22 protein-coding genes, 1 pseudogene and 1 riboswitch are annotated in these 26,498 nt (G+C 41.2%); of the genes and pseudogenes, 4 read left to right on the forward strand and 19 right to left on the reverse strand.

The features are described from left to right. Positions 1 to 9: 9 nt before the first annotated feature. The 4 genes from glmM to F948_RS13825 all read right to left on the reverse strand — a co-directional run bounded on the left by glmM (position 10) and on the right by F948_RS13825 (position 4,381). Positions 10 to 1,347 carry a phosphoglucosamine mutase gene (glmM, locus tag F948_RS13810; RefSeq protein WP_004951321.1) on the reverse strand — a complete coding sequence of 446 codons (1,338 nt, stop codon included), beginning with the start codon at positions 1,345 to 1,347 and terminating at the stop codon, positions 10 to 12. A 126-nt stretch (positions 1,348 to 1,473) separates the two neighbouring features. After that, the gene (gene guaB / locus F948_RS13815) at positions 1,474 to 2,940 is read right to left on the reverse strand and encodes an IMP dehydrogenase (RefSeq protein WP_004909894.1); all 1,467 of its coding nucleotides are present in this window, start codon (positions 2,938 to 2,940) and stop codon (positions 1,474 to 1,476) included. Between the two features lie 139 nt (positions 2,941 to 3,079). After that, a complete protein-coding gene (locus F948_RS13820) occupies positions 3,080 to 3,445 on the reverse strand; it encodes a YkgJ family cysteine cluster protein (protein ID WP_004909895.1) in 366 nt (121 codons plus the stop codon). A gap of 135 nt (positions 3,446 to 3,580) precedes the next feature. After that, the gene (locus tag F948_RS13825; protein WP_004909897.1) at positions 3,581 to 4,381 is read right to left on the reverse strand and encodes an oxygen-binding di-iron domain-containing protein; all 801 of its coding nucleotides are present in this window, start codon (positions 4,379 to 4,381) and stop codon (positions 3,581 to 3,583) included. 213 nt (positions 4,382 to 4,594) lie between these two features. Between F948_RS13825 and F948_RS13830 the strand changes: the two genes are divergently transcribed. After that, positions 4,595 to 6,724, forward strand: a complete 2,130-nt coding sequence (locus F948_RS13830; protein WP_004964929.1) for a TonB-dependent siderophore receptor — start codon at positions 4,595 to 4,597, stop codon at positions 6,722 to 6,724. Between the two features lie 57 nt (positions 6,725 to 6,781). Here F948_RS13830 and F948_RS13835 read toward each other — a convergent pair whose 3' ends face one another. The 5 genes from F948_RS13835 to F948_RS13855 all read right to left on the reverse strand — a co-directional run bounded on the left by F948_RS13835 (position 6,782) and on the right by F948_RS13855 (position 13,621). Further along, the gene (locus F948_RS13835; protein WP_004951316.1) at positions 6,782 to 7,360 is read right to left on the reverse strand and encodes a TMEM165/GDT1 family protein; all 579 of its coding nucleotides are present in this window, start codon (positions 7,358 to 7,360) and stop codon (positions 6,782 to 6,784) included. Positions 7,361 to 7,443: 83 nt separating this feature from the next. Further along, a riboswitch (yybP-ykoY riboswitch) is annotated at positions 7,444 to 7,585 on the reverse strand. Positions 7,586 to 7,619: 34 nt separating this feature from the next. Then, positions 7,620 to 7,907, reverse strand: coding sequence for a hypothetical protein (locus tag F948_RS13840; RefSeq protein WP_004909902.1), 288 nt, complete (start codon positions 7,905 to 7,907; stop codon positions 7,620 to 7,622). Between the two features lie 133 nt (positions 7,908 to 8,040). Then, positions 8,041 to 9,990, reverse strand: coding sequence for a 2-oxo acid dehydrogenase subunit E2 (locus tag F948_RS13845; RefSeq protein ID WP_004909906.1), 1,950 nt, complete (start codon positions 9,988 to 9,990; stop codon positions 8,041 to 8,043). Positions 9,991 to 9,992: 2 nt separating this feature from the next. After that, positions 9,993 to 12,710, reverse strand: coding sequence for a pyruvate dehydrogenase (acetyl-transferring), homodimeric type (aceE, locus tag F948_RS13850; RefSeq protein ID WP_004964934.1), 2,718 nt, complete (start codon positions 12,708 to 12,710; stop codon positions 9,993 to 9,995). Between the two features lie 203 nt (positions 12,711 to 12,913). Beyond that, a complete protein-coding gene (locus F948_RS13855; protein WP_004909910.1) occupies positions 12,914 to 13,621 on the reverse strand; it encodes a M23 family metallopeptidase in 708 nt (235 codons plus the stop codon). 107 nt (positions 13,622 to 13,728) lie between these two features. Between F948_RS13855 and F948_RS13860 the strand changes: the two genes are divergently transcribed. Next, positions 13,729 to 14,169, forward strand: a complete 441-nt coding sequence (locus F948_RS13860) for a DciA family protein (RefSeq protein ID WP_004964937.1) — start codon at positions 13,729 to 13,731, stop codon at positions 14,167 to 14,169. Between the two features lie 98 nt (positions 14,170 to 14,267). Here F948_RS13860 and lpxC read toward each other — a convergent pair whose 3' ends face one another. The 9 genes from lpxC to F948_RS13905 all read right to left on the reverse strand — a co-directional run bounded on the left by lpxC (position 14,268) and on the right by F948_RS13905 (position 24,295). Then, positions 14,268 to 15,170, reverse strand: coding sequence for a UDP-3-O-acyl-N-acetylglucosamine deacetylase (lpxC, locus tag F948_RS13865; RefSeq protein ID WP_004909915.1), 903 nt, complete (start codon positions 15,168 to 15,170; stop codon positions 14,268 to 14,270). Between the two features lie 111 nt (positions 15,171 to 15,281). Next, a complete protein-coding gene (ftsZ, locus tag F948_RS13870; RefSeq protein WP_004909919.1) occupies positions 15,282 to 16,463 on the reverse strand; it encodes a cell division protein FtsZ in 1,182 nt (393 codons plus the stop codon). 166 nt (positions 16,464 to 16,629) lie between these two features. Further along, positions 16,630 to 17,892 (reverse strand): cell division protein FtsA, encoded by a 1,263-nt coding sequence (gene ftsA, locus F948_RS13875; protein ID WP_004909921.1) that lies wholly within the window; start codon positions 17,890 to 17,892, stop codon positions 16,630 to 16,632. A gap of 65 nt (positions 17,893 to 17,957) precedes the next feature. Then, on the reverse strand, positions 17,958 to 18,815 hold the full coding sequence (locus F948_RS13880) for a cell division protein FtsQ/DivIB (RefSeq protein ID WP_004951291.1): 858 nt from the start codon (positions 18,813 to 18,815) through the stop codon (positions 17,958 to 17,960). 6 nt (positions 18,816 to 18,821) lie between these two features. Beyond that, positions 18,822 to 19,748, reverse strand: coding sequence for a D-alanine--D-alanine ligase (locus tag F948_RS13885; protein WP_004964941.1), 927 nt, complete (start codon positions 19,746 to 19,748; stop codon positions 18,822 to 18,824). 110 nt (positions 19,749 to 19,858) lie between these two features. Continuing rightward, positions 19,859 to 21,304 carry a UDP-N-acetylmuramate--L-alanine ligase gene (murC, locus tag F948_RS13890; protein ID WP_004909932.1) on the reverse strand — a complete coding sequence of 482 codons (1,446 nt, stop codon included), beginning with the start codon at positions 21,302 to 21,304 and terminating at the stop codon, positions 19,859 to 19,861. A gap of 13 nt (positions 21,305 to 21,317) precedes the next feature. Continuing rightward, a complete protein-coding gene (gene murG, locus F948_RS13895; protein WP_017397599.1) occupies positions 21,318 to 22,415 on the reverse strand; it encodes an undecaprenyldiphospho-muramoylpentapeptide beta-N-acetylglucosaminyltransferase in 1,098 nt (365 codons plus the stop codon). A gap of 229 nt (positions 22,416 to 22,644) precedes the next feature. Next, a complete protein-coding gene (gene gshB / locus F948_RS13900; RefSeq protein WP_004909938.1) occupies positions 22,645 to 23,589 on the reverse strand; it encodes a glutathione synthase in 945 nt (314 codons plus the stop codon). Between the two features lie 223 nt (positions 23,590 to 23,812). Then, a complete protein-coding gene (locus F948_RS13905; RefSeq protein WP_004951282.1) occupies positions 23,813 to 24,295 on the reverse strand; it encodes a glutathione peroxidase in 483 nt (160 codons plus the stop codon). A gap of 179 nt (positions 24,296 to 24,474) precedes the next feature. Between F948_RS13905 and F948_RS13910 the strand changes: the two genes are divergently transcribed. Together F948_RS13910 and F948_RS16755 are read left to right on the forward strand one after the other, a co-directional pair. Next, positions 24,475 to 24,927 carry a MarR family winged helix-turn-helix transcriptional regulator gene (locus F948_RS13910; protein ID WP_004964947.1) on the forward strand — a complete coding sequence of 151 codons (453 nt, stop codon included), beginning with the start codon at positions 24,475 to 24,477 and terminating at the stop codon, positions 24,925 to 24,927. Then, positions 24,928 to 25,113, forward strand: a pseudogene (locus F948_RS16755) (DUF3565 domain-containing protein); the annotation flags it as partial. 50 nt (positions 25,114 to 25,163) lie between these two features. On the opposite strand, the gene F948_RS13915 reads toward F948_RS16755, so the two are convergent. After that, positions 25,164 to 26,489, reverse strand: coding sequence for an ISNCY family transposase (locus tag F948_RS13915; RefSeq protein ID WP_008942541.1), 1,326 nt, complete (start codon positions 26,487 to 26,489; stop codon positions 25,164 to 25,166). Between the last annotated feature and the right edge of the window lie 9 nt (positions 26,490 to 26,498).

The raw sequence follows: 26,498 nt of genomic DNA on the forward strand, positions 1-26,498 counted from the left end.
TGTCACCTTTTAAGCAGCTTGTGCTTGAGCTCGGACCGCTTCTGCTAAGTGATTTGCCAAGGCTTCAACTTCTTCCAATTGATCACCTTCCACCATGACACGAATCACAGGCTCAGTACCTGATTTACGAATCAAAATACGTCCACGACCTTCAAGTTGTTTTTCGGCTTTATCAAATTCAGCAACTAAGGCTGGGATAGAATATGGGTCGAGCATTTGCTGCAAACGAACATTTACCAACACTTGAGGGAATAAAACAAAATCTTCAACCAATTCATGCAAAGCTTTACTTTGCTCTACCATGACAGTGAGCACTTGCAATGCAGCAATAATAGCATCGCCTGTCGTGCTCTTATCAAGGGTCAAGATATGACCAGATGGTTCACCACCAATCACCCAATTATTTTCTTCAAGTGCCTGTAATACATAACGGTCACCGACTTTAGCTCGTACAAAATTGACATTTGCTTTTGCTAAAGCCAACTCAAGTGCCATATTACTCATCACTGTACCCACAATACCCGCAGGTTTATGACTTGCTTGAGTCGCCAGAATATACAGAATATGGTCACCATCAACCAATTGACCGTGTTTATCAACCATCACGACACGATCTGCATCACCATCAAAAGCAATACCTAGATCTGCTTGTTGCTCTACAACGGCTTTCTGCAATAGTTCAGGATGCGTTGAGCCACAGTTTTCATTGATGTTTAAACCATCAGGCTCATTAAATAATGGAATCACCTTCGCACCCAACTCACGGAATACAGAAGGTCCAACGCTGTAGGCTGCACCATTTGCACAATCGACAACAATTTTTAAATTTCGTAAGTCAAAATGATATGGGAAAGTTGATTTGCAGAACTCGATATAACGACCATTGGCATCTTTGACACGAACGCTTTTACCCAAATTAGCCGTATCTTCAATGATCAAATCTTTTTCTAATTCTTGATTGATTTCTTCTTGCAAAGAATCTGGTAGCTTTTTGCCTTCACTTGAAAAGAATTTAATTCCATTATCAAAATAAGGATTATGTGAAGCAGAAATCACAATACCCGCATGGGCATGGAGGGCACGTGTTAAATGCGCAATCGCAGGTGTCGGCAATGGACCTAGTAAGTGAACATACACTCCTGCTGCATTCAAACCTGCTTGCAAAGCAGCTTCCAAAATATAGCCCGATAATCGCGTATCTTTCCCCAATACAACAATCGGTTTATTTTTGGGACTGTTTCGTTTCAACACCTTGCCCGCAGCAAAACCTAATTTTAATGCAAACTCAGGAGTAATGGGCATTTGTCCAAACTTGCCACGAATTCCATCAGTTCCAAAATAGCTCATCTTCTACTCACTTTCTTATCTTTTATATGACCTTTAGTCATAGCTTTTTTACCCGTTTCACTTTACACCAAAACGAAAAAACCGTCAGCGAACTGACGGTTTTTCTATCGGTAAAATTACGAAATATCAACCAACTCGATAGTTCGGCGCTTCTTTTGTAATCGTAACATCATGCACATGTGATTCAGACATACCTGCTGAAGTAATTTTCACAAATTTTGCATTTTGGCGAAGATCTTCAATTACAGATGAACCTGTATAACCCATAGAAGAACGTAAACCGCCCATCATTTGGTGTACGATGTTACCCATAGGACCTTTATAAGGAACACGACCTTCAATACCTTCTGGTACTAACTTTTCAGCACCCGCTTTAGAATCTTGGAAATAACGGTCGGCAGAGCCAGTTGCTCCAGCCATTGCACCCAATGAACCCATACCGCGATAAGCTTTGTAGTAACGACCTTGGAAGAATTCAACTTCACCAGGTGCTTCTTCAGTACCTGCAAGTAGTGAACCCACCATAATTGTGCTTGCACCCGCACCAATTGCTTTTGCCATATCGCCAGAGAAACGAATACCACCATCCGCAATTAACGGAATTTGGTCTTTCAATGCACTTGCAACACTGTCAATTGCAGAGATCTGCGGCATACCAATACCAGCAACAATACGTGTTGTACAGATCGAACCTGGACCAATACCAACTTTAACAGCATCAGCACCCGCATCAAGTAACGCCAATGCAGCATCACCCGTTGCAATATTTCCACCAATCACTTGAACTTGTGGATAGTTTGCTTTAACCCAACGTACACGCTCAATCACACCAGCTGAGTGACCATGTGCAGTATCAACGACGATCGCATCAACACCCGCATCAACTAAGGCTTCAACACGGCTAGGTGTTTCAGCACCTGTACCAACTGCTGCACCAACGCGTAAACGACCAAGGTCATCTTTACAACTGTTTGGATAGCTTTCCGCTTTACGGAAGTCAGTCACCGTAATTAAGCCTTTGAGTTCATTGTTTTCGCCAACAACTAAGACTTTTTCAATACGGTGCTTTTGCAACAAAGCTTGAATATTTTCTTTCGACTCACCTTCACGAACAGTCACTAGACGGTCTTGACCCGTCATGATGTTGCTCACTGGTTGTTCAAGATTGGTTTCAAAACGAGTATCACGACCTGTGACGATACCCACAACTTTGCCATCTTTTACAACAGGTACACCGCTAATATTATTGGCTTGAGTAATTGCAATAAGTTCACGAACTGTCGTTTCAGGAGTTACTGTGATTGGGTCTTTCACCATTCCAGCTTCGAATTTTTTTACACGGCGTACTTCCGCAGCTTGTGCGGCAATATCCATGTTTTTATGCAAAATACCGATACCGCCATTTTGCGCCATCGCAATCGCCATACGTGATTCAGTCACGGTATCCATTGCAGCAGAAACAAGAGGGATATTAAGTTGAATTCCGCGAGTTAAACGTGTCTTTAAGGAGACATCTTTTGGGAGAACAGTTGAGTAGGCAGGAAGTAATAAGACATCATCGAAGGTTAACGCTTCTTGAACGATGGTCAGCATAACAATCTCACTGGTAAATTCCGTGAGCTATTATAAACAAATTTCAGGGTGATTTTCATTTTCTATGATGAAAATTATTTGAGAAAAGCTGTTGATCGATATATCAACTGCTTCAAAAACTCAATTTAAGCTATCGCAATCAACAGACTTGATCATAATCTTCATTATTTTCTGAGTCTTGTTGTTCAATATCTATCAACGGGATCAGATTGTATTTCAGCCTTGCTTTATTGCATTGTTCATCCGCAATTTTCACTTCTTTACAAGTTGTGCTTCGAGCATGATATATCGAACAACTCACACGCGTTCCAACCTCACCTTCAAGAGCAATGCATTTGGGCTGTGATTGGTTGGTTCCCTTCATACAAGAATAAATAGCTGTGAGTGGTTCAACCATAGTTTCAGGGATATATTCAGCTTCAGCCCAATAAAATGAAACTCGATAATTCGCGCAGCATGCACCACAAGTCATACATGCATCTGGCGTTGCAATTTGAGACAACATTTTTTTAAAATTCTCGTTATCAAAACCAATTCCTTTGCAACGAGAATCCTAAAAAAAGTCATTCTGAAAAACAATATTGCCTATAAATTTTTTATGCAATCATGCGTCGATTTTGCTAAATCACCTACATCCCAATTAGGTTGTTGGGCAGCTAAATACGTATTCGTTCATCAGATCAACACCGCATTCAAGTGTTTCAATCCAATCAAGAAATTGATTGATCATTTCTTTACCGACAAATGCCGTACCATGCTGTGGAACAATCATATCAATATCCATTTGACGAACCATATTGACCCATAAACGTATCACTTTGTTGGAACACATATAGCGTTGGTGAAAGCCTTTCATTTTTTTAATATGCGCTTCAAAGTCGACAATCGGCAGACTAGCATCTTCAACAATTGATGCGCCCATATCACCTGAGAAAAGAATCTTTGCAGTTGGGTCATAAAACTGAAAATTCCCGACGGAATGTAAGAAATGCGCAGGAACTGCAATAATCGCCGACTCTCCCAAAGGAATAACTTGACCTGTATCAGGGAGTTCAATCAAACGCTCTTCCCAATTGCCTTTCATTCGATCACTCATAAAAGCAGAATTGAGATGGGGTAAGAAACGTGCCCATAGCTTAGATGCAACGACTTTAGCATCGGTATAGACCAACCAACGTGGCATCGAAGTGATAATGTCAGGATCTTGATGCGAAGCCATCACATAATCTAGATTCTTCAATTTGGTATAGCGATTAAGTTCCATTGTGAGCGGGACATAAGTCAAATCACCACCTGGATCTAAGACAGCTGCACGATCATGATCAATAATTAAAAACTGGTTGGCTTGAATTCCCTCACCTTTTACCAAACTGGTAAAACTAATACATTTATGCTTACCATTATCGAATAATATCTGTGATGTTGTCCTTTCAAAGCTCATAGCAACCCCATAAAAATCTTTAAATATGAATTATTTTAATTCCATAATAAAATAATGGGATTAAGTTCATGTTTCAATCGAATGTTGGATATTTATCGTAATTTTTAAAAAAATTCTTTTTCGATATATTTATTGGATTTAACACGCCTAAGCTATAAAATATAATAATTCTCATTAGCATCTTTATTGATCTGCCCTTTCTTGGAAATTTCTATGCTCTTTACGCGCCCCACTTTACTTGCAACCTTTATTTTGAGCCATATAACAAGCGCTGCTTATGCAACTGAAGATCAAAGCAATATCCTTCCAACAATTTCCATCAAAGCTCAACAAGATAAAAACAATGATTATGTGGCGACACAAGCAACATCCACTTTGAAATCAAATGCGCCATTATTTAAAACCGCACAGTCTGTTACGGTGATTACCCAAGAACAATTACAACAAAAACAAGCTCAAACTTTGGCTGAAGCCCTAAATGGTGTTGCAGGGGTCGTCTCAGGGCAACTCGGAAAACGGGGTTGGGATGATTTTATTATTCGTGGGCAAACTTCGTCTGATCAGGTCTTTATTGATGGGTTACGTCAAGGTCAAAGTACCTTTGTTGCTACTGAAATTTCAGGTATGGATCAAGTTCAAGTTTTAAAAGGGCCTGCATCGGTTAACTTTGGTTTAGTTCAACCTGGTGGCATGGTGAACATGGTCACCAAACGCCCACAAGCCGAGAGCTTTTACCGCAGCGCTATCACCTACGGCTCTCATCAACTCAAGCAAGCAACATTCGATATCAACTACAGTCCGAATGAAAGTGAGAAAGGTGCTTTTCGCTTAAATAGTCGCATCTCTGATCAAAATGATCCGACTGACTTTGTTTATTTTAAAAACTACTATATCTCACCTTCTTATAATTTTGATTTAGGCGATAAAACCGATTTATCAGTGATTGCCAGCTATCAACATCGTGAATATCTACGACAACAAGGTTTACCAGTCTTAGGTACATTATTAAATAATCCAAATGGCGCATTGAATCCCAAACTATTGATTAGTGAACCATCACATGGCGCTTATGAGGCCGATGTCTATCGTATAGGTTATAATTTCGCACATCGTTTTGAAAATGACTGGCAATTTAAACAAAACTTTGCAGTACAAAAAACAGAAATGCTTGGACCCGCAGTATTTGCTGCAACAGGTAAAAACTTTTGGGCAAAAAATGAAGAAGGTAAAATTGATTACACCACAATCCAACGACAAGGGCGTTATCAAGATGTCGATAACTTAAATTTTTCTATCGATAATCAACTGCAAAAAACATTAAATTTCGGCAATACCTCATATGAAATCACATTGGGAGTTGATGCCATGCAAGAAAAAAGTGATTACATCAATAACCGTTGTACAGTGGGTAATTTGAATCTCTATCAACCTGAATACAATATCAAGGTGACTTGCCCAGATATACCGACCAACCATGATATCAATCGTCTCAGATATACAGGTTTATATCTTCGTGATCGAATCGAATTGAATGATCAGCTGGTTTTGAATCTCGCAGGGCGACATGACTGGACTGAAACAACCACTCAAAATCTAGTTAAAAATACCGAAACAACCCAATCTGAGAATGCATTTACAGGTAATGCCTCTTTGCTTTACAGCATCAATGAAATCGCTGCACCTTATGTGAGTTATGCAACCTCATTCTTACCTGTAAGTGGTACGGATTTCCATGACCATGCCTTTAAACCCGAGAAAGGCAAGCAAATTGAAGTAGGTCTAAAACTACAAAGTCCAGATCAACGCATTCAAGGCAGTATCGCTTGGTTTGATTTACGTCGCCAAAATGTTTCCGTGACTGATCCAATCAACACAGGTTTTAAAGTACAACGTGGTGAACAACTGACACGTGGAATCGAAACAGAGCTTGCAGCTCATTTATTTGATCAACTCAAAATTACTGCTGCCTATACCTACACGCCTGATGCAGAAATAAGTAAAGATACTCAAGCTGAAAATATCGGATTAACGATAGATAATGTTCCAGAGCACAGTTATAGCTTATCTACACGCTATCGTTTTGAACCCAATTCAAATTTGGGTTGGTATGTAGGCGCTAGCTTTCGCGGTGAAAGTAAAAAAAGTGTCAATGGTTTAGCGATCGATCTTCCAAGCTATACCTTGTTTGATACTGAGGCAGGTTATGATGCCAAACACTGGGGTGCTCAACTGGCAATCCGCAATATGTTTGATAAAGATTATTATGCTGGTGCGCTCAACGAGAACTTGGTTACTTTAGGCAATCCACGCCAAATTAATTTTACAGTGAAGTTTAATTATTAATTTTCTCTCGACATAAAAAATGCACCTGCTCAACAACAGGTGCATGTTTGAATAAGATTAAGCAAAATAATAATGCTGAACTAAGGTTGAAATACCTACCACCAAGAAAATCGCTGCACCGATTTTATGGATTAAAGAGATTGGTAATTTATCAGCCAACTTATTACCAATAAATACTGCTGGGGCATTTGCAAGCATCATCCCAACAGTAGTACCACACATGACCCAAAATACGCTGTCAAAACGTGCGGCTAAGGCAACAGTTGCAATTTGGGTTTTATCACCGATTTCGGCCAAGAAAAATAAAATAAAGGTCGCGCCAAATACTCCAAATCTCTGCCATTTATTGATGCTTTCTGTTTCATCACCAAGTTCATCAGGGATCAACATCCAGATCGCCATCCCGATAAAACCAAGTGCAAGTATCCAAATCAAAATTTCAGGACTGAGAACGGTCGTAATCCATTGACCAAAAACAGCAGAAATACCGTGGTTAATCGTGGTTGCTAATAAAATTGCGATGAGGATTGGAACAGGTTTTCGGAAACGTGCTGCTAACAATAAAGCGAGTAATTGTGTCTTATCACCCATTTCAGCAAGGGCAACGATCGAAGTAGAGATGAGAAATTCATACATAATTGAATGCTCTGGCTAGCAATATATACCGATGATCTACCCCTCCTGCTAGCCAAAATCAATTAGATTGATGCAGAGTGATAAATCAAAGGTCTTGCCAACAAAAGCACAGCTAAATAGCTGTTCTTGGTTCTTTGCTATGATGACCATGTTCTGTTGAACAATTATGTTGATCATCACCTCTTTACTTTGCGTAAAGAGCGGCTACTCCCCAATGAAGTGTTTTTATTCTATCAAAGAACTTTATTGTTTTGAATCTTTAAGTCCAAAATTTTTGGTAACTCCACATTAACAATCGAACCAGACCTAATAGCAGAGCTAAATAAACACTTATACCAACAAAACTAAAACCACCCCAACCACTGCTCGTATTTAAATTTTGTGCCTGATATTCCATCGCCATCACAATGGTTGCGACTAATAGTTCAATCCCCATCACAATATAAAGCACCCACTCTGATGGAAAATGCAGAAAGCTCACCCATAATCCCATAAGCACAGAAACTAGCAGCAATAATGGCAACATGACTCTATAAATCGCAAACATTTCTCCACCTCAAATTCAGTGCTTGATTCCCTCATTGCTCATTTTCAAATTGATAGCAAATAAAGTAACGTTTTTCTATATTCAATAAAAAGAAAACCCCGCCTGAGCGAGGTATTCTTAAATCAATTATTCGTTAGAGCAATAAACTACGAATATCTTTTAATAGCTTGGTCAATTTATTGGTAAAGCGTGCCGCATCAGCCCCATTAATAACTCGATGATCATATGACAACGATAATGGCAACATTAAGCGTGGATCAAAATCTTTACCATTCCATACAGGTTGCATGGTTGCTGGAGAGATACCCAAAATTGCGACTTGAGGCCAGTTCACTAAAGGCGTAAATGCAGTTCCACCAATACTACCCAAGCTCGTAATGGTAAAGTTGGCACCTTGCAAATCTTTCGGTGATAACTTACGATCACGCGCTTTTTGACTGAGTTCAGCCAGTTCCATCGCGATTTGCTTAATGGATTTTTGGTCTGGATTACGCAGTACAGGAACTGTTAAACCATCAGGTGTAGCGACTGCGATACCCATATGAATTTCGTTACGCAACAACACTGACTTTTGATCATCTGCCAAATGACCCGCGAAATAAGGTTCTTCTTTTAACAAGTGAGCAACCGCTTTCGCGATGAACGCTAAAATAGTTAAGCTAATTCCTTGTTTTTTGAACCCATCTTTCAGTTCGCCACGCCATGCTTCAAGCTCAGTGATATCAGCCAAGTCAAACTGCGTTACTTGTGGTATGAAGTTATTCAATGACAATTGCGGAACAGAGACCTGTTGCAAACGTGTCATTGCTTTTACTTCGCCACCACCGAAGGCAGTGAAATCAGGTAATGATGGCAAGCCTGAAGCGACAGGTGCAGCCTGTGTACTAGGAGCAGCTTGTGGTGCAGTTAAACGCGTTTTTACATAAGCAAAAACATCGTCTTTCATCACACGACCGTGTTCGCCAGAGGCTTTCACTTGACCAAGGACTACTCCGAGTTCACGCGCCAATTTACGTACCGCTGGACCCGCATAAACTTTGGCATTGTCAGCTTCTTGCTCTTTGGTCAGCTTCTCAGCTTGCGCTGGCGCACTCGGTGCTGCTGTCGCTACCGTCTGTGGTTTTACTGGTGCAGCTTCAGTAGCAGTTGGTTGAGTTTTTGGTGCTACTTGAGCAGCAGCCTGACCACTCACCTCTATCGTTGCCAAACCCATGCCTTGACGAACTTCTTGATTGGCTGACACATGGATTGCTCTCACAATCCCCGCAACCGAGCTTGGAACTTCAACAGATGCCTTATCTGACTCAACCACGCATAAGCTTTGTTGAGCTTTAACGCGATCACCAACATTGACCAAAATTTCTGAAACAAGTGCTTTTTCTACACCTAGATCAGGTACTTCAATTTCAACATTACCTGTTGAGCTATTAGTTGCAGCTGAGGCTTCTGTAGTTGCTACTGTTTGAGCTGGAGCTACTTGCGGTTCAGATGGTACTACAGCACTCGCGGTCTTGACCTGAATCAACACCACTCCTTCCTTAATGCTGTCACCCTCTTTGATTTGAATCGCTTCAACTACGCCTGCAACTGAACTCGGAACTTCGACCGTTGCCTTATCTGACTCAACAACGACAATACTTTGTTCAACTTCAATTTCATCGCCAACTTTTACAAGAACTTCGGCAACCAAAGCTTTTTCAACACCAATATCTGGAACTTTTACATCCACAACTTGCGTCGAAGTCGCAGATTGGTTAACGACAGGTGCAGATGGAGTTTCAATCTGTTCAGATTGAGTTTCTACCTTCGGAGTTTCAACTTGAGCTGTTTCAACAACACGACTTTCCGTTGCTTGAGATTCTGCTTCCAGCTCAACTAAAGCAACACCTTCAGTAACTTCATCACCTTGTTTAACCAAAATACTTTTCACGATACCTGCGGCAGTACTTGGAACTTCTACCGTCGCTTTATCAGACTCTAGAACTAAAAGACTATCTTCTACAGCGACTCGATCACCTATTTTTACCAAGATTTCGGCGACCAAAGCTTTATCAACGCCAATATCAGGTGCTTGGATTTGCATGATTAGTTCCCCTCACCTGTTTGGTTTTCGTGATATTCAGCCACAGCTTGCACTTGCGGGTGCGCCTGTGGTGCCCATGCAACTGGACGATCTGTATCTAACTCAAATGATGAGATTGCGTCTTTTACTAAACGGTTTTCCACCTCACCTTCGTCGGCTAATTTTTTCAAAGTCGCAACTACGATATGTGCCGCATCAACTCCGAAATAGCTACGCAAATTAGCACGAGTATCTGAGCGACCATAACCATCTGTCCCCAAAGTGACATATGGACGATTGTCTGGTAAATATGCTCGGATTTGCTCACTATAAACGCGCATGTGATCCGTAGCTGAAACTACAATACCGTCAGTATCACGTAATTGCTGAGATACCCAAGATTCTTTTGCTGTCTCAGTCAAAGGATGTAAACGATTATATTCGTCACATGCCATACCATCACGTGCTAGCTCGTTGAAACTCGTCACACTCCAGACATTTGAATGAATCTGATATTCATCACGAAGTATTTTTGCTGCTTTGATCACTTCACGTAAAATGACACCTGAGCCTAATAATTGAACTGTTGCTTGCTCATCTTTCTGCAACAAATACATACCACGCTTAATGCCTTCTTCTGCACCTTCAGGCATTTCAGGATGTTCGTAGTTTTCGTTCATCACTGTTAAATAATAGAACACACGCTCTTGATCTTGATACATGCGTTTCAAGCCGTCATGCACAATCACCGCAAGTTCATAACCAAAACAAGGATCATAAGAAACACAGTTTGGAATCGTACCTGCCAAGATATGAGAATGACCATCTTGGTGTTGTAGACCCTCACCATTTAAGGTGGTACGTCCAGCAGTTGCACCTAACAAGAAGCCTTGCGCTTGTGCATCACCTGCCGCCCATGCGATATCCCCAATACGTTGGAAACCAAACATTGAGTAATACATGTACATCGGAATCATTGGTAAGTTATTGGTTGAATAACTAGTCCCTAACGCAGCCCAAGCACTCATCGCACCAGCTTCGTTAATCCCTTCTTGCAACATATGACCATCTTTCGCTTCACGATAATTCATGAGCTGTTCATTGTCTTCAGGGGTATATTTTTGTCCGTGTGCGGCATAAATCCCGAGTTGGCGGAACATACCTTCCAAGCCGAATGTACGAGCCTCATCTGGAACGATTGGGACAACATGATCTTTGATAGCTTTTTCTTTTAACAAAGCTGAGATCAAACGTACCATCAACATCGTCGTTGATTGCTCTTTTCCACCGCTGCCTTTTAATACGGCATCAAATACTGACAGTTCAGGTATTGGCAAAGAAGTACTTTCCTTACGACGTGCAGGTAGGTAACCACCTAACGCTTCACGACGTGCTTTCATGTACTTCATTTCTGGAGAGTTTTCACTTGGACGGTAGAATGGAAGCTCTTCTAACTTATCATCTGTAAATGGCAAGTTAAAACGGTCACGCACATATTTCAAAGAGTCGATCTGCATTTTTTTGATTTGGTGAGTTTTGTTCACCGCTTCAATTTCTTCAGACAAACCATAACCTTTAACCGTTTTTGCAAGAATAACGGTTGGTTGACCTTTGGCTTTCATTGCTTCTGCGTAGGCAGCAAAAACTTTGTATGGGTCATGACCCCCACGGTTCAGATTATCGATATCTTCATCGCTTAAATCTTTTACCAGTTCTGCAGCTTCTGGGTACTTGCCAAAGAATTTCTCACGCGTATACGCACCGCCTTTCACTTGATAGCGTTGGTACTCACCATCAACAGTTTCTTCCATGACCGCTTTTAAAGCGCCTGAAGTATCTTGAGCAAGTAGTGGATCCCAATGACGACCCCAAACTACTTTAATGACACGCCAGCCTGCACCACGGAATAAAGATTCTAATTCTTGAATAATTTTACCGTTACCACGTACAGGACCATCGAGGCGCTGTAGATTACAATTCACGACCCAAATCAGGTTATCAAGCTTTTCACGCCCCGCAAGTGAAATTGCACCAGTACTTTCTGGCTCATCCATCTCACCATCGCCAAGATATGCCCAGACTTTACGATTCTCTTCTTTAATCAAACCACGATTCATCAAGTACTTTTGAATATGAGCTTGATAAATTGACATGATTGGACCAAGACCCATCGATACGGTAGGGAATTGCCAATAGTCAGGCATCAAATATGGATGAGGATAACTTGGGAGACCATTACCACCCACTTCACGACGGAAATTATTAAGTTGCTCTTCATTCAAACGTCCTTCCAAGAAAGAACGCGCATAAATACCAGGTGCACAGTGACCTTGGTAGTAAATCATGTCGCCACCAAAATTATCAGAGGCAGCGCGGAAGAAATGGTTAAAACCAACATCATATAACGTCGCAGAAGATGCGAAACTAGCAAGGTGACCACCTAAGTCATCACCTGTTTTGTTTGCACGTAAAACCATTGCAAGTGCATTCCAACGAATCAAGGCACGAATACGACGCTCCATGTCTTGATCGCCTGGCATTGCTGGTTGTTCTTCAACTGAGATCGTGTTGAGATAAGGTGTATTTAAGCGTTGGATCGGCACATGTTTTGCAATCGCACGTTGATATAGTTTTTCTAGTAAGAAAGCAGCGCGTTCTGTGCCCATGTGTTGTAATACTGAATCAAATGCTTCTTGCCATTCCTGGGTTTCTTGCGCGTCAGAGTCGCCATAAAACGCCATACAATTCACCTTTTCCCTTAAGTTATTTTGACGTTCTATTTTTATCATGTTTTGGCTTCATAAAGGTATCGCCCCAAATGAATACAAAATGCCTTAATATTTTCTCACTAAATAGTCATTGACCTAAATAAAACAAAAGACATAAAAAATCGCCAATAATGGCGATTTTCTCAGAATTAATATACAAATGTTATACAAATGACTTAAGGCAGCATCGCTAAGTATGTTGATGGATTTTTACGCTGACCATCTTTAACAACTTCAAAATGTAAATGCGGACCAGTACAACGACCAGTACAACCTACATTTGCAATGTGTTCACCTGCACTCACTCGATCACCAGCATTTACGATTAAACGCGAAGCATGAGCGTAGCGTGTGATATATCCATTGCCATGATCAATTTCAACGTATTGTCCATAACCTGAACCCCAACCAGATTTTGTTACAACGCCAGGACCGGTTGCATAAATCGGAGTTCCAGATGGTGCTGAAAGATCAATACCTGAATGGTGACGAGTAGAACCGAGTAAAGTACGAGTTCCCCAAGATGAACTTACACGACCCTCTTCCAACGGATGGCTCACTAACCAAGAATAACCCGTATTTGATGAAAATGATGATGTAGATTTTTCTTTCGGAGTAGAAATTGCCGAACGGCCATATTTCTTTTCAATCATTGCGTTGTTTAATTCAATCGTCTTTTCACGCAACTGAACAGATACATTTGAAACTGCTGGTAGATCTATATCATCTGGATGATTATAAGAACCTTGAGCAAGTGTTTTTGATAATTCTTCTAAACGGTCATCACCCGTAGTTTGAGTGATATTTTGATAATCTGCAAAGGCAACCGATGCTGCAGAAGCAGCTAATGAAAATGCGAGTAAAATACGACGCGTATGATGCATAAAAAACCTCTTGAAACCGTCCTTACTAAAGTTCCTTTATCATCTCTTCCTTGAAATCAGCTGAAGTGAACGCTTAAGATGAACATCTAACCTCGTGGGAAGTTAAAATGTCTGAACCTACAAACGTCTTTCAACAGAAAGGACAACACATAAAAACAGGAAACTTAACGTTTCTGACTACGCAAGTCACACAATGGAAACAACTTACGAAAATTATTCAACCATTATTGCCCCAACCAGAACAATGGCAGGTTGTTTGTTATCAACATGGCGTTTTGACCATAACAGGTGAAAATCAAGCAATGATTAGTCAGCTCAGTTATTTACAAAGTCACTATGTTGCGCAGTTAGCTCAGCTTGAAGGTCTCAGAGATTTAAGAAAAATCCAAGTCCGTTTAAGAAATAAGACCGTGGTTTCTCAACAAGTCTCTCCCCCGCCTCAAGCACTTTCTTCAGAGACAAAGGAGCTATTACGCAGTGCCGCTGAATATGTGAGCGACGCTAAGCTTAGCCAAGCTTTACTACGTTTGGCAAGCAATAAAAAGTAAAGTACCGATATTGACGATCGAAACACTCAATCAAATAACGAGAACTACATCACAATTTTAATTGTTATAATATAACATACACAATATAAGACAATGACTTATGTCACACTTACATACGGAATCGGACATTCATTCTCGTTAATAAATGTTACAATTTCATAGCTGCTTGGATCGTTTTGAACATTGCGAAGAAGCTGATTATTCAGAGCGTGTCCTGACTTATAGCCATCAAATTTCGCAATAATTTGATGCCCTAATAGATATAAATCACCTACTGCGTCTAAAATCTTATGGCGAACAAACTCATCGGCGAAGCGCAGCCCTTCTTCATTGACTACGCCTGTATCATCAACACCAATCGCATTTTCCAAACTTGCACCTAATGCAAGATTGTTGGCTTTTAAATAATCCAAATCTTTCATGAAACCAAAAGTTCGGGCTTCGCTAACTTCATAGACAAAGGTTTCTGTAGAGAAGTCGATACTGACAGATTGATATTCTTTTGCGAAGGCGGGATGGTCAAAATCGATCGTAAAATTAAGTTGAAAACCTGAATGAGGGGTAAAAATAGCACGCTTATCCTCAAGCAGCGCTTCTACAGGTTTTAAAATTCGGATAAATTTCTTCGGTGCATTTTGCTCTGCGAGCTCACCTTGCATAAGAAGATAGATAAATGGACCAGCACTACCATCCATGATTGGCACTTCAGATGCAGACACTTCAACGATAAGGTTATCAATCCCCAATCCTGCAATCGCACTCATCACATGCTCAATCGTTCCGACTTTAATGTCTTCTCGAACGAGATTGGAGCACATAAAGGCTTCTTGGATAAGTAAAGCATTTGCTGGAATATCAACTGGCGGATTTAAATCAATACGGCGAAAGACAATACCTCCATCAATATGGTGTGGAACAAAATTAATCAGCACCTTTTGACCACTGTGCAGACCAATACCGCTCGCTTTCACCACACGTTTCAAAGTACGTTGTTTCACCATGCCACGCCAACTTCATTTGCAAAAACCGATATAACTTAGCATATTTTGCCATTTTAAAAAAATAAAAAAGGGGACAATTACTGTCCCCCTTTAGCTAAACATATGATTTTGTTATTTACGCTGTTGATTTTTCAGATAGTCCTGAATGCTCATCGGCGAAGAACGCGGGGTTGAACTTGGTGCGTTCGCTACTGGTGATTCAGCATTTGTACGCTTACTAATTGCAGGTACATCATCTTCATCAACTGATTGTTGGGCTGTATGTGCTGTGGCATGATGCGTTGTCGTAACGCGCTTCTTCGCCTCAACTTCGCTCGCATTACGAGTCAGACCAGTTGCAATTACAGTCACACGAAGTTCATCACGTGCATCAGGATCAAATACCGTACCGTAGAAGATTTCACCTTCGTCCAAATCAACAATTTGATTGACCACATCGGTAATAATTTCTGTTTCACGTAAGGTAATATCATCACCACCAGTAATATTGATCAATACACCTTTAGCATTGATAATATTCACGTTATCGAGTAATGGGCTACGGATTGCTTGTTCAGCTGCTTGGCGAGCACGGTCTTCACCACGTCCCAAACCAGCACCCATCATTGCATAACCACGTGTGCTCATCGCAGTTTTTAAGTCAGCAAAGTCTAGGTTAATGTGACCACGATTTACCACTAAGTCAAAAATACTGCGAACAGCATTTAACAATACATCGTCTGCCTTTTTATAGGCATCTTTCATTGAGATGTCACCATACACGCTGAGTAAGCGTTGATTTGGGATAATAATCAACGAATCTACATGTGCTTCAAGTGCATCAATACCTTTTTCAGCTGATTTTTGACGACGACGACCTTCAAAATTAAAAGGGGTTGTCACAACACCAACGGTCAAAATACCCATTTCTTTAGCTACTTCGGCAACCACAGGTGCTGCACCTGTACCTGTACCACCGCCCATACCTGCAGTGACAAAAACCATGTCCGTGCCTTCGAGATGTTGACGAATCACTTCACGGCTTTCTTCAGCAGCAATCTGACCAACCTCTGGATTTGCACCTGCACCTAAACCACGAGTACTTTGCTCACCCAGCTGGATCTTGAATGGAGCATTCATGCTATCTAGGGCTTGTTTATCCGTGTTTGCACAAACAAACTTTACGCCTTTGATGTCTGACTGCACCATGTGTTGAACAGCGTTACCGCCACCACCACCCACGCCAAATACTGTGAAACGGGCTTGACCGTTGCCATCGTCTAGTTCATCTTCTATAAATTCAAATGAGGCCATGACCTTTAGATTTCCTAATATATAAATGGCAGTTACTTCAGCCCGTTACTGCCTTGATTTTTAAAACTACTGATGCCTAGGATGCTGTTCAATATTACTCAGCTTGTCAAGTCCAGTGACTTACTATTACAACTTCCTAACAATTTTTCCCCAAAATACCTACAAGTTAGAAAATCGCCTTAAGCTTGCTATTGAGTGCATTCCAACCATTTGCGACACGATCCATAAAACTCCGATCATTCGCTTCTTCAGGTTCTTCAACAGCATCTTGTAAGTCACTTTGGCTAAACATCAACAACCCTGCCGCTGTCGCATACATTGAACGACGCAATGCAGGTAAGTGCTGATCTTCAGCATAAACTTGCAAAGGCGGATTACCCAAGTGTGCAGATACACCAAGCATACGACGTGCCAAATTCACCATTCCTTCAATTTGACAAGCATCACCTGTGAGTACAACACCATGATATAAACCATGTATTGCACCACTATGCTCTAACTCTTCACGGATAGATGTAAAGATTTCTTCATAACGTGCAATTACAATTTCTGCAAGCTCAATACGACTAATGGTTTGCGTACCATCAATACCTTGAACTTGAATCATATGGTCTGGTTTGACCACACTGATATCGACACAACCATGTAAAATTTTGATGCGTTCGGCTTCTTCAGTTGTAGTCTGTAAAACTGCTGCAATATCACGTGTCACATTTTCACCACCACGCGGTAAAGTACGTGCTAATGCCAAACGTCCATCCAAATAAACCGCAATATTGGTAATACCTGCACCAATATCAACTAAACAAACACCATATTCTTTTTCATCTTTCAGCAAGCTCGATTCAGCTGTTGCAAGGCAAGATACCACCATTTTCTCAACACCAATGTTCGCACCTTTCATCGCGCGATCAAGGTTTTGCATAGTGCTGATCGGCATCATCATCAGCTGATAGTGTCCTGTCATGCTATGTGCTGACATATTCACAGGATTTTGTACCCATTCAGCAGAGTCACCTAACTCAAAGCCTAAAGGCACAGCACTTGCCAAATAATAATCAGGGGTCACATGGCTCGCTTTAGCCAACTCTAACGCTCTAACTACTTCATTTGTCGTAATAATATGATCATGATTTGCGACAGGAGTGCGACCTGAAGCATAAAAACTTTGTAATTCAGTACTTGGTATCGACACCCATGCGCTATGAATACGACATTCCGCCATATCTTCTGCTTCGGATACTGCATTTTTAATGGCAGCAATCACTTTGTCTAAGCTGACAATCTTGCCTTTAACCATACCTCGGTTGCGAGCAGTTGCCATGCCGATCACTTGGATTTTATCCGGTGCATGGATCTTACCAATCAAAACTGAGACTTTATGAGTCCCAATATCAATCGCAACAACTGAGGGAACAGCTTCACTCATTACTTCAATACCATATCTTTTGTTGTTTATACGGGCAAAATTGCCTGTTATTTTCAAGCCACGTATTATGGCTTTGCCTGAATTGCACCCGCAAGGTTTGTGTCATCAATCGTTACAACTAATTGACCATTGACAATCTTTGGCGGCATTGCATTTTTCCACTGAATGGCTAAACCATTTCGGTAACGTAAATCAATCGCCGAGATTTTTGACCATACAGGTTTTAAATCCGTTTGTGCCAATTGGCTCAAGCGTTGTAACTTATTCATGGTTTGATCTTGGTCAACAATAATACGTAAACCTGAGTCAAACTGCATGAACCATGTCATACGCTCTGTTAAATAAAGCTCTTTTAACCGCAAATTTGCAGGATAAAACAACTGATTAATTTCATTATAGCGACGCATCATCATTTTGGATTGGCTGACTGGACCATGCAAAAGCGGCAAGTTTGGATGTACCTTTGGCACAGCTTCGCTAAATACATCGCCATTATCACTGAGCAAGCGCCCTGTTCCCCAACGTGCAATCGCATGTCGCGGCATCACCCGCACACGAATTGCATTTGGCCAAGCTCGTGAAACTACCACCCGATCAACCCATGAGACTTGTAACGCCTGATCACGAATTAATTCTAAATCTGAAGTGAAATAATTATCTTTAATTATAGGATTGAGATGTTGAACCAACTGTTGGTTCTCAACTTCTGATTGAGTACCCACCACCTGCAATTGTGCCACAGTTGCATCTGTCATGACTTTATATAAGCCATAAAGACCAACTGCAAGCACGGCAAATGCAACAACAAGAAGCAGCCAACCACCCGCGTTCACCATTTTTTGTTTAGGCGAAGGCGGTTTCTCATGAATAGAGCTGATGGCAGGTCGTGTTTTACGACGCATTGATGCAGGAAGTTGAGCCATGAATAATTAAGCCGACTTTGCTAAAGTTTGCTCTAAAATTGCTAGGCAAAGCTCATCAAAACTATAACCGACCGCTTGTGCAGCTTTAGGTACAAGCGAGTGGCTGGTCATACCAGGTACAGTATTTACCTCTAACAACCAGAAATTACCTTGCTCATCTTGCATCGCATCAATACGTCCCCAACCTTCTGCACCTACTGCTTGAAATGCACGTAAGCATAGCGCTTGCAAAGACTTTTCTTCAGTTTCACTCAAACCACATGGAATACCATATTGCACATCATCGCGTTGGTACTTCGCTTCATAGTCATAAAATGCGACATCAGCTGGGGGTTGCAAACGAATAACTGGCAACGGTTGACCATTCAGGAAAGAAATCGTGAATTCACGACCCGTAATCCATTTTTCAGCCATGACCACTGCATCATGTTGAGTCGCTTTCTCGATTGCCGCAGCAAAATCTTCTGCTTTTTCAACTTTACTCATCCCGACACTCGAACCTTCATGTACAGGCTTGATGATCACGGGCAAGCCTAGATCAGCTATAACTGAGTTCAAATCAGAATCTTTTGTAATAATGCGGTATGGAGCTGTTGGCAAATCACTACCCTGCCAAATTTGTTTGGTTTTGACTTTATCCATACCAATCGCAGAGCCTTGAACGCCCGTTCCTGTATATGGAATATTTAACCACTCAAGCACACCTTGAATTTGTCCGTCTTCACCACCACGACCGTGCAATACAATAAATGCACGATCATAGGCAACAAGCTCAGTTACGCTTTTTTCTTGTGGATCAAATGCTTCTGCTTGTACACCTGAACGCAATAAAGCCTCTAATACAGCTTGACCACTGTCTAATGACACAGCACGCTCAGCCGACTTCCCACCAAATAACACAGCAACTTTGCCGAATTTTGCAGCATTTGACACGTTTATATCCTTAAAACTTTTCTAAATTCTCTAAATCTTCCCGCCCCATCTTTATGAAAGAGGGGAACTCCGCCCTTTGTTAAAAGAAGGTTGGGAGGAATTTTCTAAAACTACTGGGCATACAAGCGATGCTGAGCCAATTCTACCGAAATTGCACCGACGTTACCCGCACCTTGTGTTAATAACAGGTCATTCGGTTGTAACACTTTTTGCAAAACGTTTGGTAAATTTCCTTCAACAGGATCAACTAAAATCGGCTCAACCTGACCACGCAAACGAATACTACGCGCAAGAGCACGGCTGTCTGCACCCACAATCGGCTTTTCACCCGCTGGATAAACTTCTAACAATAAAAGTTGATCAACTTGCGAAAGAACATCCACGAAGTCATCAAAGCAATCACGAGTACGACTAAAACGATGTGGTTGGAACATCATGACTAAACGGCGATCTGGATGACTGGCACGCGCTGCCTTAATCGTTGCTTCAACTTCTTTTGGATGGTGGCCATAATCATCAACGAGTTTAACAGTGCCTTCACCAACCTCAAATTCACCTTGAACTTGGAAACGACGACCAACACCGCTAAAGCCTTCTAAAGCACGACAAATCGCACCATCAGAAACACCTTCATCTGTCGCAACACCAATCGCCGCAAGCGCATTTAGGACATTGTGTAAACCTGGTTGGTTAATCGTGACACGTAATGGCTCACGATCTTTACGCAATACAGTGAAATGTGAGCGCATACCATCTTGTTCAACGTCAACGGCACGTACATCATTATCTTCATTAAAACCATAGGTCAGTACTGGACGCCCAACACGCGGTAAAATTTCGCGAATATTGGCATCATCACCACATACCACAGCCAAGCCATAGAACGGCAAGTTATGTAGGAATTGAATAAAGGTATCTTTTAATTTATCGAAACTACCTTCATAAGTGTCCATATGATCGGCATCGATGTTGGTCACAATCGCGGCCATTGGCTGCAAATATAAGAATGAAGCATCTGACTCATCCGCTTCTGCCACGATAAAACGGCTTTCACCCAATGCCGCATTTACCCCTGTACTATTCAGCAATCCACCAATCACGTATGTCGGGTCAAGATTTTCTTCCGCCAACATCGTTGTTAATAAACTAGTCGTTGTAGTTTTACCATGTGTACCTGCAACTGCAATACCATGACGATAACGCATCAACTCACCAAGCATTTCAGCACGACGTACAATCGGTGTACGTTGTTCAATCGCGGCTTTAATCTCTGGATTTTCAGGATCAATCGCTGTTGAAACAACAAGGACGTTGGCATTTTTAATATTGTCAGCGCTATGTCCAATAAAGACTTTAACGCCATTCGCTTCGAGTTGCGCTGTGGTTTTTGAGGCTTTAATGTCTGAACCCGAAATTTTATAACCTTGGTTGGCTAATACCTCAGCGATACCGCACATCCCCGCACCACCAATACCAACAAAGTGGATGTTTTTAATACGGCGCATTTCAGGCACTTTGATTAGCTTTTTGGCTTGGTTTGGATTTGTAGGTGACATAGATGGACTCGAATTACAATTTTTTAATCAGATCAACCACATGCTGTGTAGCATTTGGTTGTGCTTGTTGACGTGCTTTAACTGCCATTTCAGAAAGTAACTGACGATTGATCAAGCTACTTAGCAGTTTATCTAACACATCAGGTGTCATTTCTGCTTGTTGACAAATCTTAGCCGCACCAACATTTGCTAAAAACTTCGCATTTGCAGTTTGGTGATCATCTACAGCGATCGGTAGTGGAACAAAAACTGCAGCAACCCCTGCTGTCGCAACCTCGGTGACGGTTAACGCACCCGCACGACAGATAATCAAATCTGCTTCACTATACGCCTTTGCCATATCATGAATGAATGGCTGAACATCAACTTTTAATGTCGCTGGCGCATCTTGATAACGCTCAAGCGTGACATCCTGTTGGTTCTGACCACATTGATGGAATACATTGAGAGGCGCATTTATTTTTTTCAATGCTGCGGGTAAGCGCTCATTCAACGCTTGTGCCCCCAATGACCCTCCCACAATCAAGATGCTAATCGGTTGATGCTCCTGCTCTCGGGTTTGATAACGCCAAGAAGGATTCAAAATCGAACTAATTTCCGCACGTACAGGATTGCCTGTGGTGACGACTTTATCACTGTTTGGGAAAGTATTTGGAAATGCCTGACACACGGTTTTGGCAATACGAGCCAATTGGGTGTTGGTAAATCCTGCAATCGCATTTTGCTCATGAATTAATACAGGAATACCAAGTAAACGTGCAGCTAAACCACCTGGTCCTGCGACATAACCACCAAAGCCTGCAACTACATCAACTTTCAACTGTTTCATGTAGCGCATAGCGCTTAAGGTCGCTTTTAAGATTTTAAAAGGTGCGCTGAGTTTACGGACTAAACCATTACCGCGTACACCTTGAATATCAATTTGATAGATTGGAATATTTTGATCTTTAAGTAAGCGATTTTCCATACCCGATGGTGTCGCTAACCATGAGACTTGGCAACCTTCTTGTTGAAGTTGTTTCGCAACTGCAAGTGCTGGAAAGACATGTCCACCTGTACCAGCGGCCATCATCATGACATGTTTGGGTTTGTTCTGTGGCGAATTGGTCACGGTCTAATTCTTCAACTCAAAAAAGAAGGTTATCGTCTATTGTTTTCGGGAGTTATTTTAATCCTAAAGCTTCATTCACGAAAAGCGAATTTCACCTGTTTACAACAGAAAGCGTAGCTTTTTTCAATTGTTTGCTAAAAACATGGTTCTGTCGACATCTAAATGCCCATTCGTATGTTAATTTTCGCAAAAAACAAATGGGCATTTGGGTCAAAATCTAACAGCTCAATTAATTTGAACGGCCTGCTTCTAAGACATTGAATAGATCGTCTGCAATCGACGTCCCAAATTGTGCATCAATCTCACGGATACAGGTTGGGCTCGTGACATTAATCTCTGTCACATAATTACCAATCACATCAAGACCGACAAAAACTAAGCCTTTTTCACGCAGGAAAGGACCCACTTTTGCTGCGATCATTTTATCATTTTCAGTGAGTGGACGCGCCTGACCTAGACCACCCGCAGCCAAGTTACCACGCACTTCGCCATTTTGTGGAATACGTGCCAAACAATAAGGTACAGGTTCACCGTTCACCATCAAAATACGCTTATCTCCTTCGACGATTTCAGGAATATAACGTTGCGCCATGATTGGACGTGTGCCCATTTCGGTGAGCATTTCTAGAGTTGAACCGATATTTACGCCATCTTGATATAAACGGAAAATCCCCATTCCACCCATTCCATCGAGTGGTTTTACGATCACATCGCCATGTTCTTTAATAAATTCACGAATCAGGCTTTGTTGTGAAGTCACTAAAGTGGGCACTTGAAGTTCTGGGAATTGAGTTGCAAACAATTTTTCATTGCAGTCGCGTAAGGATTGGGGTTTGTTAATAATCCACGCGCCTTCACGTTCTGCTTGTTCCAAAATATAAGTGGTATAGACAAAATTCATGTCAAATGGCGGGTCTTTGCGCATCAACACCACATCGTAGTCAGCCAATGACTCTTTGCGCTTGTCACCCAAGTCATAATAATGATCATAATTTTCAAAAACTTTAAGCGGTGCAATCAGACCAAATGCTTTACCTTGATCAATATATAAATCGTGTTGTAATGCATAACCCAATTCATGCCCGCGACGACTTGCCGCCCATAACATTGCCATCGTGGAATCTTTCTTAAGATTTACCGTTTCGATTGGGTCCATCACTACAAGTACACGCATAATTTGACGCTCGTATTTTTAATCTTGGCAAAAAGTATAGCGAAGTTTAGTGATGATGTTTAAACAAGTTATGTAATTCTTAAATCTAAAAAATTCTAATTTATTCAGATCACTAGATTCTATTTATTTAAATAGACGATTTTCTGAGTGATAAAAATTATAAAATTACTGGCAAATGATTTCATTGCCAGTAATTCGTGCAGCATTCGCTTTCAGCATCAAATTAAGCCAAAAGTTTCTGAATATCTTTGCCAATTTTTTCAGGTTTGGTCGTTGGAGAATAACGTTTAATCACTTCGCCATTTTGATTAATCAAAAACTTGGTGAAATTCCATTTGATGCTTTCACTACCTAAAATACCTTTGGCTTCTGAGGTGAGGTATTTATAAATCGGATGTGCATTTGAACCATTCACATCGACTTTGGCAAACATAGGAAATGACACACCATAGTTGCGCTGACAGAAGCTGCCAATTTCTTCATTGCTTGATGGGTCTTGGTTTGCAAACTGATTACATGGAAAACCTAAAATCACCAAACCTTGTTGTTGATAGTCTTGATATAGCTTCTCAAGCCCTTCAAATTGTGGGGTTAAGCCACATTGACTTGCAGTGTTCACTACCAATAAAACTTTGCCTTGATAGTCTGCAAGGTTCTTTTGCTCACCTTCTAAAAGTTCAGCCTGAAAATCATAAATTGTGGTCATACAACATCTCGCTCTGATTCAATCCATCTTATTTGCTTAATAGCTTTGTCTATTTGTTCAGCTATGCGAATTAATATTGCACACAATTATCTTGCATACAAGTTAATTATGCGCAATATACTTTTCTTATTAACCAATCTATACTGTGAGCTAGCAAAGGTGACCTTGGGGAGTAAAGCATGACTGAATTTTCTTACTTGGATAATCAAGTGTGTTTTGCAATGTATTCCGCGACCAATGCAATGATTCGTCAATATCGTCCCTTACTTCAGGAATACGACCTAACCTATCCGCAATTTATCGTACTGTTGGCTTTGTATGAAAAGGACAATGTGACGTTGTCTGAAATTGGACAAAAGACCTTTTTTGATTCAGGCACGCTGACGCCAATTATTAAAAAACTTGAAGAAAAGCAATTTTTAAAGCGCGTTGCGGTAAAAGAAGATGAGCGTATGAAAAAGGTAATCTTGCTAGAAAAAGCACTTGCTGCAAAAGATCAAATTACCTTAATTCCTTTTAAACTCGCCTGCTCATTGGGTCTCGATCCCAATGATTTGGTGGCAATTCATAATCTATGCCATCGTTTTTTAAAGGGTTTAGAGGATTCTAAACTCGAAAGTTTGAGTGAATAAATGCAGCAAGCTATTGTTGGTTTTCATATCGATGAAGAAAATCATTGGGTTGCTGATCTAGCTTGTGGTCATACGCAGCATGTGCGCCATGATCCACCGTGGCAAAATCGCCCTTGGGTGTTGACGGAGCAAGGGCGTAAGGAAAAGTTAGGGGTGATGTTGGAATGTAAGAAGTGTGAGGAGAAGTTGTTATTCCCAAGTAGAAATGTCCTACCTAATAACCAAATAGAAATGTCCTATATGGACATTTCCAAGTCAAGCACAGGATTTAGATTTCGTTGTTCAATCGCTGTTTTCTGTGCTTGTCTACGTGGCATCTTTTGAGAACGATTGCGTTTGTTTTGGTGTTCCAGTTGTTCATGCTGTTGTTGAATATGTGCCAGCACAGAACCCAAACGTTTATTCTCAACGATCTCTCGCTGGTTGAGCTGACTTAATTTATCAAAGATGCTGTAATTGATTTTTCTTCCCTGATATTCAATGGCTACAGTACCATCCGGATATTCCAGGAACTCAAGATACTTGCCGCCCAATCTTTGATTTTCTTCGCTGTTTTCCAAGATATATACGCATTTATCATAAGTAATCGTCAAGCTGTTCGTGACCCTGCGGGGTTCACGCCAGGTAAAAACATCATCTAATTCTTCGGCTGTTTCAGCGATAGGCCGATGTAGATCCTTGGAATTAAAAGCCATCTTGGCGAATTTACGATTAAATTGCTCAATAAAGCACGGCAGCCACTTATTGGCATCTGCAATTGAACTGATGCCTTCTAGACGCATCTCCTTAATCAGACGATCCTGAAGTGTTCTATTCGCTCGTTCTACACGACCTTTGGCTTGAGGGGAGTTAGCGAAAATGATATCGATATTGAGAGTGCTCAGAACACGTCCAAACTGGGTAATCTTGGTGTCTTTCTTGCTACTTTGATTCACCCTAAAAACTGAATGTTTGTCACTGTAAAATGCCAATGGCTTACCATGCTGTTCGATATATAAACGTGTCGAAATCATATAGTCAAAGGCTGACTCTGACGCACAGAAGCGTAAATGCTGCAATTTTCCTGTGGCATCATCGATGAATACTAGCAGACAGCATTTAGGTGCTCGACCTTCAAACCAATCATGGTGTGAGCCATCAATTTGGATCAATTCACCATAACAATCTCGGTTATAACGAGGCTGATATGGTCGTTTCAGGCGCTTGCAGCGAGGGATCCATAAATCGGCTGCAATCATCCAGGAACGCAGGGTTTCTACTGAAAGATCGAATCCATGCACGGTGGTGAGCTTTTCATGCGCTAAAGTGGGTCCGAAACCATAAAGTTGATCTGAAACAATATTGAGACACTTAAGTCTGAGTTCTTCAGGAAGTTTAGAATTGCTGATTTGGCCACGACCGGCATGGGCTAATGCAGCGGGACCTTGAGCTTTGTATTTCTGCAGTAAGCGTCTGATGTGACGTTCTGAGATATGAAGTAGCTGAGCAGCCTGGGATTGAGTTATACGTTGATCACAGATTTCTTGCAAGACCGACAATCGTTTAAGTTCTTTATCCGACATAGACACCAA

The sequence above is a fragment of the Acinetobacter junii CIP 64.5 genome (assembly GCF_000368765.1).
GTDB classification, from domain to species: domain Bacteria; phylum Pseudomonadota; class Gammaproteobacteria; order Pseudomonadales; family Moraxellaceae; genus Acinetobacter; species Acinetobacter junii.

What these genes read in the sequence shown, in the direction of transcription:
- F948_RS13825 (WP_004909897.1), bottom strand. Translation starts at nt 4,381, where the DNA reads ATGAGCTTTGAAAGGACAACATCACAGATATTATTCGATAATGGTAAG.
- F948_RS13835 (WP_004951316.1), bottom strand. Translation starts at nt 7,360, where the DNA reads ATGTATGAATTTCTCATCTCTACTTCGATCGTTGCCCTTGCTGAAATG.
- ftsA (WP_004909921.1), bottom strand. Translation starts at nt 17,892, where the DNA reads ATGAGTGAAGCTGTTCCCTCAGTTGTTGCGATTGATATTGGGACTCAT.
- murC (WP_004909932.1), bottom strand. Translation starts at nt 21,304, where the DNA reads ATGTCACCTACAAATCCAAACCAAGCCAAAAAGCTAATCAAAGTGCCT.
- F948_RS13905 (WP_004951282.1), bottom strand. Translation starts at nt 24,295, where the DNA reads ATGACCACAATTTATGATTTTCAGGCTGAACTTTTAGAAGGTGAGCAA.
- F948_RS13880 (WP_004951291.1), bottom strand. Translation starts at nt 18,815, where the DNA reads ATGGCTCAACTTCCTGCATCAATGCGTCGTAAAACACGACCTGCCATC.
- F948_RS13820 (WP_004909895.1), bottom strand. Translation starts at nt 3,445, where the DNA reads ATGTTGTCTCAAATTGCAACGCCAGATGCATGTATGACTTGTGGTGCA.
- ftsZ (WP_004909919.1), bottom strand. Translation starts at nt 16,463, where the DNA reads ATGGCCTCATTTGAATTTATAGAAGATGAACTAGACGATGGCAACGGT.
- aceE (WP_004964934.1), bottom strand. Translation starts at nt 12,710, where the DNA reads ATGGCGTTTTATGGCGACTCTGACGCGCAAGAAACCCAGGAATGGCAA.
- F948_RS13845 (WP_004909906.1), bottom strand. Translation starts at nt 9,990, where the DNA reads ATGCAAATCCAAGCACCTGATATTGGCGTTGATAAAGCTTTGGTCGCC.
- lpxC (WP_004909915.1), bottom strand. Translation starts at nt 15,170, where the DNA reads ATGGTGAAACAACGTACTTTGAAACGTGTGGTGAAAGCGAGCGGTATT.
- F948_RS13915 (WP_008942541.1), bottom strand. Translation starts at nt 26,489, where the DNA reads ATGTCGGATAAAGAACTTAAACGATTGTCGGTCTTGCAAGAAATCTGT.
- F948_RS13830 (WP_004964929.1), top strand. Translation starts at nt 4,595, where the DNA reads ATGCTCTTTACGCGCCCCACTTTACTTGCAACCTTTATTTTGAGCCAT.
- F948_RS13910 (WP_004964947.1), top strand. Translation starts at nt 24,475, where the DNA reads ATGACTGAATTTTCTTACTTGGATAATCAAGTGTGTTTTGCAATGTAT.
- F948_RS13855 (WP_004909910.1), bottom strand. Translation starts at nt 13,621, where the DNA reads ATGCATCATACGCGTCGTATTTTACTCGCATTTTCATTAGCTGCTTCT.
- gshB (WP_004909938.1), bottom strand. Translation starts at nt 23,589, where the DNA reads ATGCGTGTACTTGTAGTGATGGACCCAATCGAAACGGTAAATCTTAAG.
- F948_RS13840 (WP_004909902.1), bottom strand. Translation starts at nt 7,907, where the DNA reads ATGTTTGCGATTTATAGAGTCATGTTGCCATTATTGCTGCTAGTTTCT.
- F948_RS13860 (WP_004964937.1), top strand. Translation starts at nt 13,729, where the DNA reads ATGTCTGAACCTACAAACGTCTTTCAACAGAAAGGACAACACATAAAA.
- guaB (WP_004909894.1), bottom strand. Translation starts at nt 2,940, where the DNA reads ATGCTGACCATCGTTCAAGAAGCGTTAACCTTCGATGATGTCTTATTA.
- glmM (WP_004951321.1), bottom strand. Translation starts at nt 1,347, where the DNA reads ATGAGCTATTTTGGAACTGATGGAATTCGTGGCAAGTTTGGACAAATG.